The organism is Streptomyces sp. NPDC031445 (assembly GCF_055581365.1).
Genome location: NZ_JBVIJO010000037.1, coordinates 1 through 14,675, shown reverse-complemented (window position 1 = coordinate 14,675; position 14,675 = coordinate 1). Strand labels below are relative to the sequence as shown.

The following is a 14,675-nucleotide window of genomic DNA, read 5'->3' as shown; positions in this document are numbered from 1 at the left end:
TCGAACACCACCCGCATCCGCTCCACCGGCAACCCGGCATCCACCGGTACATAAGCGCCCCCCGCCTTCACCACAGCCAGCAAAGCCACCACCAGCTCCACCGACCGGTCCATCACCACACCCACCAACGACTCCGGACCGACACCCTCACTCACCAGCACCCGCGCGAGCCGGTCCGACCGCTCGTCCAACTCCGCATACGAGACCTCAACACCGTCGGACACCACCGCGACCGCGTCCGGCGTCCGCGCCACCTGCTCCGCGAACAACCCCGGCAACGTCGCCGGCGGAACGTCCCGCGCCGTGTCATTCCACCCCACCAACACCCGCTCCCGCTCCACCCCACTGAGAACGGGGATGCGGCGCACCGGCAGGGCGGGATCGGCAGCAACCGCTTCCAGCACTCGCCCCAGACGATCCATCAGACTCTCCGCAGTGCTCTGGTTGAACAGATCCACCGCAAACACGAGACGCCCGGTCAATCCCGTCGGCTGCCCGTCACCACCGAGCCCCTCGAAGAAAGTCAAGTCAAGATCGAAGTTTGCCGGGGGCAGACCAGTCCAGAAGGGTTCTGCCTGCGTTCCGGGGAGTCCCGTCGCTGTTCCGTCACCGGCGCTCTGCAGACTGATCATGACCTGGAAGAAGGGGTGCCGACTCGTCGAGCGTTCCGGTGCCAATTCCTCCACCAGGCGCTCGAACGGCACGTCCTGATGCCCGAACGCCTCGGACCACCGTTTCCGAACCTGCCCCAGCACGTCGGCGAACGACGGGTCACCCGACAGATCCGTACGCAACACCAGCGTGTTGACGAAGAACCCGACCAGATCATCCAATGCCTCGTCCGTGCGACCCGCCACCGGGCTACCCAGTGAGATGTCCTCACCCGCACCCAACCGCGACAGCAACACCGCGACGGCCGCCTGCAGGACCATGAACATCGTCACGCCCTGCTCACGCGCCAACCGCACCAACCCCGCATGCACCTCGGCGACGACCTTGATATGTGTCACTCCACCCACATGGCTAGCCACAACAGGTCGCGGTCGATCGGTCGGAAGCGCGAGTTCGCCGGGTGCGCCCTGCAATCTGTCACGCCAGTAGCTCAGCTGACGTGCCATCACACTGCTCGGGTCCTCCAGCTCACCCAAAAGCTCACGCTGCCACAGCGTGTAGTCCGCGTACTGCACCGGCAACGGCTCCCAGCCCGGTTCCCGGCCCGCGCACCGCGCCTCATACGCCACCGACAGATCCCGCCACAACGGCCCCATCGACCAGCCGTCCGTCGCTATATGGTGAACCGTCAAGACAAAGACATGCTCCGTCTGCTCAGGCAGGCTCACCAACGTAGCCCGTAGCGGGATCTCAGCCGAGAGGTCGAACGCGTACGACGCCGCCCGCTCGGCCAGCTCCCCCCACTCCTCCTCCCCGGCCTGGACGACCTGGAGGTCGAAGCCGGTCTCCCCAGCCGGCAGCACCCGCTGCCACGGCCGGCCCTCCATCATCGGATACACCGTGCGCAGCACCTCATGCCGCGCCAGCACGTCCTCCAACGCCGACCTCAACGCGACAGCGTGGACAACACCCCTCAGCCGCAACGCCACCGGAACGTTGTAGGTCGCGCTCGGTCCCTCCATCTGCTCCAGGAACCACAACCGCTGCTGGGCGAACGATGCGGGGATCATGAAAGCTCCTTGGGACGTCGCATGGGGCGAAGTGAGGGGCGGGCGGGTGCGGCGGTGTCCAGATGGGCGGCGATCTCGGCCACCGTGGGCGCTTCGAATACCACCTGCAGCGGGATCTCGGCACCGAAATCGGTACGGATTCGGCTCACCAACCGGGTGACGAGCAGGGAGTGCCCGCCGAGGTCGAAGAAGCTGTCGTCGACACCGACCTCGTCCACGTTCAGTACGTCCGCGAATACCGCGCAGAGCTTCTCTTCGCGGGGCGTGGTCGGTTTCCGCCGGGTTCCAGTGGCAGCGTAGTCGGGCGCAGGGAGGGCCCTGCGGTCGAGTTTGCCGTTCACCGTCAACGGCAACGACTCCAGCACCACCACCGCCGACGGCACCATGTACTCCGGCAGACGGGAGGCAACGAACTCTCGCACAGACCCGGCCACATCAGTGCCGGCCTGCGGACCGGCAGCGTTGTCCGCGACGACGTAAGCGACCAGCCGCTTGTCACCCGGAACGTCCTCGCGGACCAGAACCGCCACCTGCGCCACGCCCTCGCACCCGGCAACCACGGCCTCGACCTCACCCGGCTCGATGCGATAACCACGGATCTTCACCTGATCATCGGCACGTCCGACGAACTCCAGCAGACCGTCCTCGGTCCAGCGCACGACATCACCCGTGCGGTACATCCGCTCACCCCGGGTCCCGAACGGGCACGCCACGAAGCGTTCCGCCGACAGTCCCGCGCGCCCCCGATAGCCGCGGGCCAGGCCGGCGCCCGCGAGATACAACTCACCCGGCACCCCGGGCGCCACCGGCTGAAGCCCCCCGTCCAGCACGAACGCACGCGTGTTGTCCATCGGACGCCCGATCGGCATCACCTCACCCACCGCCTGCGGATCACGCACCGCGACCTGCGTCGCGCACAACGTCATCTCCGTCGGCCCGTACGTATTACGCACCACCACACCAGGCACCGCACCCAACACCCCACGCACCGCACCCGCCGGCACCACATCCCCACCCGTGCTCACCTCACACAACCCCGCGAACGCCCCCGGATCCTCCTCCGCAATCACCCGGAACAACCCCGCCGTCACATGCACATGCGTCAGGCCATACCGCTCAACCAGCCCACGCAACACCCCACCGTCGAAACCGCCCTCCGGCGCCAGCACCACCGACCCACCCGACAACAACGGCACCCACACCTCATACGTCGACGCATCAAACGAATGCGGCGCCCGCATCAACCCCCGCACCACCCCGTCAAACGCCCAGCACGCATCCCGCACGAGATCAGCCACATCCCCGTGCGTCACCCCCACCCCCTTCGGCACCCCCGTCGACCCCGACGTGAACATCACATACACCAACTGCCCCGGCACACACCCCACCGGCAACACGCCAGCAGCCATCCCCTCAACGCCAGCACCGGCATCAGCCCGCACCACCACACCACCGGCCACACCCCCTGCGGCGGCGGCGAACTCCTCGACGAACGCAAGACCCTGCGTCCGTTCATCCACCAGCAGCACGCTCACCCGCGCCTGCTCGAACACCACCCGCATCCGCTCCACCGGCAACCCCGCATCCACCGGCACATACGCACCCCCCGCCTTCACCACAGCCAGCAAAGCCACCACCAACTCCACCGACCGATCCATCACCACACCCACCAACGACTCCGGCCCCACACCACAACCAATCAGCACGCGCGCGAGCCGGTCCGACCGCTCGTCCAACTCCGCATACGAGACCTCAACACCGTCGGACACCAAAGCGACCGCATCCGGCGTCCGCGCCACCTGCTGCGCGAACAACCCCGGCAACGTCGCCGGCGGAACGTCCCGAGCCGTGTCATTCCACCCCACCAACACCCGCTCCCGCTCCACCTCACCCAGAACGGGAACGGTGCCCAGGACGGTGTGCGGCTCGCGCTCCAGCGCCTCCACCACTCCCTCGGTCGCCGCCAGCATCAACTCGGCAACCAACGCAGGATCGATCGACTTCACCGCCTGCACCGCGAACGAGAACACCTCGCCCAGGTCATCGACGGCCACAGTGAGGGGATAGTTCGTCCGCTCCTGCCCCCACACAGCCCGCGCGCCCTCGGCCAGCCCGCCGGCCTGACGAACGCTCTCACCGATATGCCGGTAGTTGAACAGGGTGGTGAACAGCGGGGCCGGTGCCGGGATCCCGCTGACCCGCTGCGCTGCGGCGAGCGAGGCGTGCTCGTGCACCATCAGCTCGGCCAGCTGGCCCTGCATCCCGCGCACCGCGTCCGCGACGTCCACACCCGAGGTCCGTACCCGTACCGGGAGCGTGTTGATGAACAGCCCCGGCACACGGTCCGACCCCGCACCCGCCTGCACCCGGCCGAACACCAGCGTGCCGAACACCACATCATCACGGCCCGACACCGCCGCCAGCACCCGCGACCACACCACATGGAACACCGTCGCCGGACTCACCCCACACCCACGAGCCACCTCACGCACCCGCCCGGCCAGACCCTCCGGCACCAGAACCCGCGACTCCTCGACAACACTGCCGTCGCCGAGCACATCCACCACACCGAACGCGGCAGTCGGCTCCGTCACGTCAGCCACCACGGACGCGAAGTACTCCTCATGCTCCTCGGTCGAAGCGCCCAACAACGCCTGACCGACGAACTCCCGGTACGGCATCGGCGCCGGCAGACGATCCTCCTCACCCGCCAGCACCGCCCGCACCTCGTCGTGGACGATCTCCAGCGTGGTGTGGTCCTGCATGATGTGATGCGACCGCAGTACCAGCAGCCACCGGCCCGAGCCGTCCGGCAGCGACGCCGCATACGCGTCGGACAACGGCGCACGCCACAGATCCATCGGCGCGTCGGATACCGACAAAATCTCCTGTATCGGCTCTCCGCTCCGATCGATCTCCACCTCTACCACCGGCAGCGGCGCCGTGCGGTGGACCACCTGCACCGGATGCGACAGCCCCTCCCACACCACAGCCGACCGCAACACGTCATGCCGGTCGATCACGCGCTGCCACGCCGCCAGGAACTCGTCCAGCCGCGCCCGCGACTCGAACTCCCACACCTGCCTCAGCAGATAGGGGTCCTGCTCCACACCGGTACCGGCAGTGAGCCGGTGATGGAAGAACAAGCCCTCCTGAAGCGGGGCCAATGGGTAGACGTCCGCCACGTTGCCTGCACCACCCGGAACCGACTCCACCACCCGCGCCAGCTCCGCGGCCGTCAACCCCGCCAACGGCACCATCTCCGGCAACACCGCCTCGGCATCCACCGGTATGGATGACGGCGGAACCCGCACACCGTCCCGCCCGGCGGCCGCGGCCAGCCGCTCCACGGTGGGTGCGGAGAACAGCGTGCGGACATCCACCGACACACCACGAGCCCGCAACCGCTCCACCAACGTCACCGCCAGCAGCGAATGCCCACCAAGCTGGAAGAAGTCGTCCTCCACCCCCACCCGATCCAACCCCAGCACCTCGGCGAACACCGCGCACAAGATCTCCTCGCGCACCGTCGCAGGACCCCGGCCCGTCCCCGAGCCGTACTCCGGCGCCGGCAACGCCTTGCGGTCCAACTTGCCGTTCACCGTCAACGGCAACGACTCCAACACCACCACCGCCGACGGCACCATGTACTCCGGCAACCGGGAGCCGACCTGCTCCCGCACCGACCCGGCCGTCACCCCAGTCGACTCGGAAGCCGGCACCACATAAGCGACCAGCCGCTTGTCACCGGGGATGTCCTCCCGGACCAGTACGGCCGCCTGCGCCACACCCTCACAGGCTGCGACCACGGCCTCGACCTCACCCAGCTCGATCCGGAAACCACGGATCTTCACCTGGTCGTCAGCACGCCCCACAAACTCCAGGACACCGGCGTCAGTCCAGCGCACGACATCACCCGTGCGATACATCCGCTCACCCGGCTCACCGAACGGACACGCCACGAACCGCTCCGCCGACAGATCCGCACGCCCCAGATAAGCACGGGCCAGACCCGCACCAGCGACATACAACTCACCCGGCACCCCAGGCGCCACCGGCTGAAGCCCACCATCCAGCACGAACACACGGATATTGCCCATCGGCTGCCCGATCGGCACCGCGGCACCATCCTGGCGGCCAGGAACGCACTCCCACACAGTCGTGATCTGCGTGCCTTCGGTGGGCCCGTACTGATTCTCCAGCGTCACGCCCGGCAGGACCGCATGGAACCGGTCACACAGCGCAGAGGACAATGCTTCTCCACCAGCGAAGACTCTGCGCAAGCTGGTGCAAGCGTCTATGCCCGCCGCGTCGCAGAAAAGTGACAGCATGGAGGGTACGAAGTTAATGACGGTGACCTGCTCCCGCGCTATCAAAGCGGCGAGGTAGTCGGGATCGCGATGACCACCCGGAGCAGCGAGAACCATCACCGCACCCCGCACCAGGGGCCAGAACAGCTCGAAGATCGATCCGTCGAATACGAAGGGCGACTTCTGCAGCACCCGGTCCGTGGCATCCAGCCCATAGCGGTCCTGCATCCAGGCCAGCAGGTTCACCACGCCCGCATGCGTAACCACCACACCCTTGGGCCGCCCGGTGGACCCGGAGGTGTAGATCACATACGCCGGGTGCGAAGGCCGCAGCACAGCCAGCCGGTCGGCATCCGTGACGGCCTCGCCCGACCAGCCCTCCAGCACCCCGGCCTCGTCCACCACGATCCAGCCCGAACCCTCACGGTCAGCCGCCCGCGAGGTCAGCACCACCACAGGCCCAGCATCCGCCAGGACCCCGTCAATCCGCTCAGCCGGGTACTCCGGATCCACCGGCACATACGCACCCCCCGCCTTCAGCACGGCAAGCAGGGCCACGACCAGCTCCACCGACCGGTCCATCACCACACCCACCAACGACTCCGGCCCCACCCCACCACCGATCAACAACCGCGCCAACCGGTTCGACCGCTCGTCCAACTCCGCATACGACACCCCGGCACCCTCGAACACCACCGCGACCGCGTCCGGCGTCCGCGCCACCTGCTGCGCGAACAACCCCGGCAGCGTTCCGGCCGGAACCTCAAGAGCCGTGTCGTTCCACTCCACCAGCACCCGCTCCCGCTCCACCTCCCCCAGAACGGGGACGGTGCCCAGGACGGTGCGCGAGTCCCGTTCCAGCGCCTCTACGACACCTTCGGTCGCCGCCAGCATCAGCCCGGTCACCAGCGCGGGATCGATCGACTCCACCGCCTGCACCGAGAAACCGAAACCTCCCACGGCGCCGAAATCGTCCACCGACACCGCCAGCGGATAGTTCGTCCGCTCCTGTCCTCCCAGGTCTCGCATGCCTCCCCGGACAGTCTGGGCATCGGTTTCCTCGTGCCGGCCAAGGTCCGTACCGTGCCGGTAGTTGAACAGGGTGGTGAACAGCGGGGCCGGTGCCGGGATCCCGCTGACCCGCTGCACCACAGCGAGCGAGGCGTGCTCGTGCACCATCAGCTCGGCCAGCTGGCCCTGCATCCCGCGCACCGCGTCCCCGACGGCCGTATCCGAGGTCCGTACCCGTACCGGCAGCGTGTTGATGAACAGCCCCGGCACGCGGTCCGACCCCGCACCCGCCTGCACCCGGCCGAACACCAGCGTGCCGAACACCACATCATCACGGCCCGACACCGCCGCCAGCACCCGCGACCACACCACATGGAACACCGTCGCCGGACTCACCCCACACCCACGAGCCACCTCACGCACCCGCCCGGCCAGACCCTCCGGCACCAGAACCCGCGACTCCTCCACGACGCTGCCGTCGCCGAGCACATCCACCACACCGAACGCGGCGGTCGGCTCCGTCACGTCAGCCACCACGGACGCGAAGTACTCCTCATGCTCCTCGGTCGAAGCGCCCAACAACGCCTGACCGACGAACTCCCGATAGGGCATCGGCGCCGGCAGACGACCCTCCTCACCCGCCAGCACAGCCCGCACCTCATCCATCACCACATCAAGCGTCGTGTGGTCAGAAACCATGTGATGCGACCGCAGTACCAGCAGCCACCGCCCCGAACTGTCCGGCAACGCCGCCACAAATGCCTGAAGCAACGGCGCACGCCGCAGATCCATCGGCGCGTCCGCGACAGACAGGATGCTTTCAACAACGTCCTGAGCCCGGTCGATCTCCACCTCCGTCACGGGCAGCTGCGCCGTGCGGTGGACCACCTGCACCGGATGTGACAACCCCTCCCACACCACAGCCGTCCTCAGGACATCGTGGCGATCGATCACGCGCTGCCACGCCGCCACGAACTCATCCAGCCGCACCCGCGACTCGAACTCCCACACCTGCCTCGTCACATAAGGATCGCGTCCCTCATCCACAGCAAGCCGGTAATGGAAGAACAAACCCTCCTGCAACGGAGCCAACGGATACACATCCGCCACGTTCCCCGCACCCCCCGGAACCGACTCCACCACCCGCGCCAGCTCCGCCACCGTCAACCCCGCCAACGGCACCATCTCCGGCAACACCACCCCCGCATCCACCGGAATGGACGACGGCGGAACCGCCACGCCGTCCCGCCCGGCGGCCGCGGCCAGCCGCTCCACCGTCGGCGCGGAGAACAGCGTGCGGACATCCACCGAAACACCGCGAGCCCGCAACCGCTCCACCAACGTCACCGCCAGCAGCGAATGCCCACCAAGCTGGAAGAAGTCATCGTCGACGCTCACCCGATCCAACCCGAGCACCTCAGCGAACACCGCGCACAAGATCTCCTCGCGCACAGTCGCAGGACCCCGGCCCGTCCCCGAGCCGTACTCCGGCGCCGGCAACGCCTTGCGGTCCAACTTGCCGTTCACCGTCAACGGCAACGACTCCAACACCACCACCGCCGACGGCACCATGTACTCCGGCAACCGCGAGCCTACAAACTCCCGCACACCAGCAGCCGTCAGCACTTCAGTCTCCGCCGAGGTCGGGACGACGTAGGCGACGAGGCGCTGGTCACCCGGGGTGTCCTCGCGGACCAGTACCGCGGCCTGCGTCACGCCCTCGCAGGCGGCGACCACGGCCTCGACCTCACCCAGCTCGATCCGGAAACCACGGATCTTCACCTGATCATCGGCGCGCCCCACGAACTCCAGGACACCGTCTTCCGTCCAGCGCACCACATCACCCGTGCGGTACATCCGCTCACCCGGAGTCCCGAACGGACACGCCACGAACCGCTCCGCCGACAGATCCGCACGCCCCAGATAGCCGCGGGCCAGCTGAACACCCGCGACATACAACTCGCCCGCCACTCCGGGCGCCACCGGCTGAAGCCCGCCATCCAGCACGAAGGCCCGGACATTGCCCATCGGACGCCCGATCGGCAGGGATCGGCCGTCGTGATCGGCCTCACAACACCACACGACGACGTCAATCGACGTCTCCGTAGGTCCGTAGTGGTTGTGCAAAGAGGCACTTGAAACAGCGCTGAACCTGTCGCGCAGGGCAGCCGACCAGGGCTCGCCCCCACAGAGCACCGCACGCAACGTGGTGCATTCGGCCGCATCCGCGCCCTCGAGGAAAGCGGACAACATGGAGGGGACGAAGTTGGCAATGGTGACTTGTTCGCTGGCGATCAAGGCCGCCAGGTACTTCGGATCGCGATGACCACCAGGCCTGACCGCCACGAGCGTAGCGCCCCGCGTCAGCGTCCCGAAGATCTGTGATACCGAGGGATCGAACACATACGGCGTAGCCTGCAGCACCCGGTCCGTGGCATCCAGCCCATAGCGGTCCTGCATCCAGCCCAGCAGGTTAACCACGCCCGCGTGCGGAACCACCACGCCCTTGGGCCGCCCGGTGGACCCGGACGTGTAGATCACGTATGCGGGATGCGACGGCCGCAGCACAGCCAGCCGGTCCACATCCGTGACGGCCTCGCCCGACCAGCCCTCCAGCACCCCGGCCTCATCCACCACGACCACGGGCGCTCCCACACCGGCGTCTGCCACGACACCGGCCAACGCGCCGTCAGCGAGCACCATGCTCACGCCGGCATCCGCCACCACCGAGGCGATGCGCTCGGCCGGGTACTCCGGGTCCACCGGCACATACGCACCCCCCGCCTTCAGCACGGCGAGCAAGGCCACGACCAGGTCCACCGACCGGTCCATCACCACACCCACCAACGACTCCGGCCCCACCCCACCACCGATCAGCAACCGCGCCAGCCGGTTCGACCGCTCGTCCAGTTCCGCATACGACACCTCGGCACCCTCGAACACCAGCGCCACCGCGTCCGGCGTCCGCGCCACCTGCTGCGCGAACAACCCCGGCAACGTCGCCGGCTCAACCTCCCGCGCTGTGTCATTCCACTCCACCAGCACCCGATCCCGCTCCGCCTCACCCAGAACGGGAACAGCGCGCACCGGCAGGGCGGGATCAGCGGCGACCGCCTCCAGCACCCGACCCAGACGCTCCACCAAACGCTCCGCGGTGCCCTGATCGAACAGATCCACCGCCACCAGCAGGCGACCAGCCAACCCCTCCGGCTGCCCATCCGCACCGAGCACCTCGGCGAAGCCAAAATCCAAATCGAACTTCGCCTGGACCAGGCCCGTACCGAACGGCTCGCTCTCCACCCCCGGCAGGCCCTCAACCCCGCCATCACCCACGTTCTGCAAACCGACCATCACCTGGAACAGGGGATGGCGGCTCATCGAGCGTTCCGGTGCCAGCTCCTCCACCAGGCGCTCGAACGGCACATCCTGGTGCGCGAACGCCTCCAGACTCCGCTCACGCACCCGGCCCAGCACGTCGGCGAACGACGGATCACCCGACAGATCCGTGCGCAGTACCAGCGTGTTGACGAAGAAGCCGACCAGATCATCCAGGGCCTCATCCGTGCGACCCGCCACCGGAGTACCCAGCGGGATGTCCTCACCCGCACCCAACCGCGACAACAGCACAGCCACGGCCGCCTGCAGGACCATGAACATCGTCACGCCCTGCTCACGCGCCAACCGCACCAACCCCGCATGCACGTCTGCAGGAACAGCTATGCCCGCCGCCACACCTGCATACGTGGACATCGCCGGCCGAGACCGGTCAAACGGCAGAACCAGCTCCTGTGGCGCCCCCTCCAGCACCTCACTCCAGTAGCTCACCTGACGCGTCAGCACACTGTCCGGGTCCTCCGTCTCGCCCAGAAGCCCACGCTGCCACAACGCATAGTCCACGTACTGCACGCCAAGCTCCGACCATGCCGGCTCCCGGCCCGCACACCGCGCCTCATACGCCACCGACAAATCCCGCCACAGGGGACCCATCGACCAGCCGTCCGTGGCGATGTGATGCACGGTCAGCACCAGGACACACTCGTCCTCCGCTCCCCCAGCACCTTCCGCCGTCTCGGCACCTGTCCTGATCACAGTGGCCCGCATCGGGATCTCGGCCGACAGGTCGAAGGCGTAGGACGCCGTGCGCTCGACCAGCTCCCGCCACTCTTCCTCACCGGCATGGACGATCTGGAGGTCGAAGCCGGTCTCCCCGGCCGGCAGTACCCGCTGCCAGGGCTGGCCGTCGACCACCGGGTACACCGTCCGCAGCACCTCGTGCCGCGCCAGCACATCCCCCAACGCCACCCTCAAAGCGGCAACATCGACTCCGCCCTTCAGTCGCAACGCCACCGGAACGTTGTACGTCGCGCTCGGCCCCTCCAACTGGGCCAGGAACCACAACCGCTGCTGAGCGAACGACAACGGCACCAACTCCGGACGCTCAGCCACCGCCACCGCCGGACGCGCCATACCGGCCGCCTCCAGCCGGGCCGCCACACCCGCAACCGTCCGCGCCTCGAACACCACACGCAGCGGCACCTCCGCACCGAACACCGTGCGGATACGGCTCACCAGCCGCGTCGCCAGCAGCGAATGCCCACCAAGCTGGAAGAAGTCATCGTCGACGCTCACCCGATCCAACCCCAGCACCTCAGCGAACACCGCGCACAAGATCTCCTCACGCACCGTCGCAGGACCCCGGCCCGTCCCCGAGCCGTACTCCGGCGCCGGCAGGGCCTTGCGGTCCAGCTTGCCGTTCACCGTCAACGGCAACGACTCCAACACCACCACCGCCGACAGCACCATGTACTCCGGCAGACGGGAGGCAACGAACTCTCGCACAGACCCGGCCACATCAGTGCCGGCCTGCGGACCGGCAGCCTTATCCGCGACGACGTAAGCAACCAGCCGCTTGTCACCCGGGACGTCCTCGCGAACCAGTACCGCCACCTGAGCCACGCCCTCGCACCCGGCAACCACCGACTCGACCTCACCCGGCTCGACCCGATAACCACGGATCTTCACCTGATCATCGACGCGCCCCACGAACTCCAGCAGACCGTCCTCGGTCCAGCGCACCACATCACCCGTGCGGTACATCCGCTCACCCGGCCCCCCGAACGGGCAGGCCACGAAGCGCTCGGCCGACAGTCCCGCACGCCCCAGATAACCCCGCGCCAGACCCGCACCCGCCAGATACAACTCACCCGGCACCCCGGGCGCCACCGGCTGAAGACCACCATCCAGCACGAACGCACGCGTGTTGTCCATCGGACGCCCGATCGGCATCACCTCACCCACCGCCTGCGGATCACGCACCGCGACCTGCGTCGCGCACAACGTCATCTCCGTCGGCCCGTACGTATTACGCACCACCACACCAGGCACCGCACCCAACACCCCCCGCACCGCACCCGCCGGCACCACATCCCCACCCGTGCTCACCTCACACAACCCCGCGAACGCCCCCGGATCCTCCTCCGCAATCACCCGGAACAACCCCGCCGTCACATGCACATGCGTCAGGCCATACCGCTCAACCAGCCCACGCAACACCCCACCATCAAAACCGCCCTCCGGCGCCAGCACCACCGACCCACCCGACAACAACGGCACCCACACCTCATACGTCGACGCATCAAACGAATGCGGCGCCCGCATCAACCCCCGCACCACCCCGTCAAACGCCCAGCACGCATCCCGCACCAGACCAGCCACATCCCCGTGCGACACCCCCACCCCCTTCGGGACCCCCGTCGACCCCGACGTGAACATCACATACACCAACTGCCCCGGCACACACCCCACCGGCAACACGCCAGCAGCCATCCCCTCAACGCCAGCCTCGACATCAGCCCGCACCACCACACCCCCACCACCGGCCTCACCACCACCGACGGCGGCGAACTCCTCGACGAACGCAAGACCCTCCGTCCGTTCATCCACCAGCAGCACGCTCACCCGCGCCTGCTCGAACACCACCCGCATCCGCTCCACCGGCAACCCCGCATCCACCGGCACATACGCACCCCCCGCCTTCACCACAGCCAGCAAAGCCACCACCAACTCCACCGACCGATCCATCACCACACCCACCAACGACTCCGGCCCCACACCACGACCGATCAACAACCGCGCCAACCGGTCCGACCGCTCGTCCAACTCCGCATACGACACCTCAACGTCCCCGGACACCACCGCAACCGCATCCGGCGTCCGCGCCACCTGCTCCGCGAACAACCCCGGCAACGTCGCCGACGGAACGTCACGAGCCGTGTCATTCCACTCCACCAACACCCGATCCCGCTCCACCTCACCCAGAACAGGAACAGTGCGCACCGGCACGGCGGGATCGGCGGCGACCGCCTCCAGCACCCGCCCCAGACGCTCCACCAAACGCTCCGCCGTGCCCTGATCGAACAAGTCCGTGGCGAAGACCAGACCGCCGCAGATGCCCGCCGGCTCGCCCGCAGAACCGAAACGCTCAGCGAAGTCGAAGTCCAAATCGAACTTCGCGGGTGGCTGTCCTCCCGGGAACGTTTCCACTGCCAATCCAGGCAGCTCCCTCTCCCCGCCGTCGGCATTCCGCAGACTGATCATGACCTGGAACAGAGGATGGCGACTCATCGAGCGGTCCGGTGCCAGTTCCTCCACCAGGCGCTCGAACGGCACGTCCTGATGCGCGAAGGCCTCCATGCCGCGTTCACGCACCCGGCCCAGCACATCGGCGAACGACGGATCACCCGACAGATCTGTCCGCAGTACCAGCGTGTTGACGAAGAAGCCGACGAGGTCGTCCAGAGCCTCGTCCGAGCGACCCGCCACGGCAGTCCCCAGCGGGATGTCCTCGCCCGCGCCCAACCGCGACAGCAGTACCGCGACCGCCGCTTGCAGGACCATGAACATCGTCACGCCCTGCTCACGCGCCAACCGCACCAATCCCGCATGCGCGCCTGCGGAAACATCGATCTCCACCGCCGCACCCGCATATGTGGCCACCGCCGGCCGAGGCCGGTCAAACGGCAGAATCAGCTCCTCCGGTACGTCTGCCAACACCTCGCCCCAGTAGCTCACCTGACGCGCCAGCACACTGTCCGGGTCCTCCAGCTCACCCAGAAGCCCACGCTGCCACAACGCATAGTCCGCATACTGCACCGGCAACGGCCCCCAAGCCGGTCCCTGGCCCGCACACCGCGCCTCATACGCCACCGACAGATCTCGCCACAGGGAGCCCATCGACCAGCCGTCCGTCGCAATATGGTGCGCCGTCAGCACCAGGATGCACTCGTCCCCTGCATTCCCCGGACCTTCCGCCGTCTCGGCATCCGTCTGGATCACAGTGGCTCGTACCGGTATCTCAGCCGACAGGTCGAAGGTGTAGGACGCAGCGCGCTCGACCAGCTCCCGCCACTCTTCCTCACCGGCATGGACGATCTGGAGGTCGAAGCCGGTCCCCCCGGCCGGCAGTACCCGCTGCCACGGCTGACCATCGACCACCGGATACACCGTTCGCAGCACCTCATGCCGCTCCAGCACATCCCCCAACGCCACCCTCAACGCCGCAACATCCACCCCGCCCCTCAGCCGCAACGCCACCGGAACGTTGTACGTCGCGCTCGGCCCCTCCAACTGCGCAAGGAACCACAACCGCTGCTGAGCGAACGACAACGGCACC

At 67.7% G+C, this 14,675-nt stretch carries 2 protein-coding genes; both read right to left on the bottom strand.

The genetic code is table 11. From position 1 onward, the window contains the following. On the bottom strand, window positions 1-1,682 hold a 1,682-nt coding region (locus tag ACZ5DC_RS40220; protein ID WP_468661386.1), incomplete at its 3' end, for a condensation domain-containing protein. Then, complete coding sequence (locus tag ACZ5DC_RS40215) at window positions 1,679-14,674, bottom strand: amino acid adenylation domain-containing protein (RefSeq protein WP_468661384.1); 12,996 nt, start codon at window positions 14,672-14,674, stop codon at window positions 1,679-1,681. The genes ACZ5DC_RS40220 and ACZ5DC_RS40215, both read right to left, overlap by 4 nt. Between the last annotated feature and the right edge of the window lies 1 nt (window position 14,675).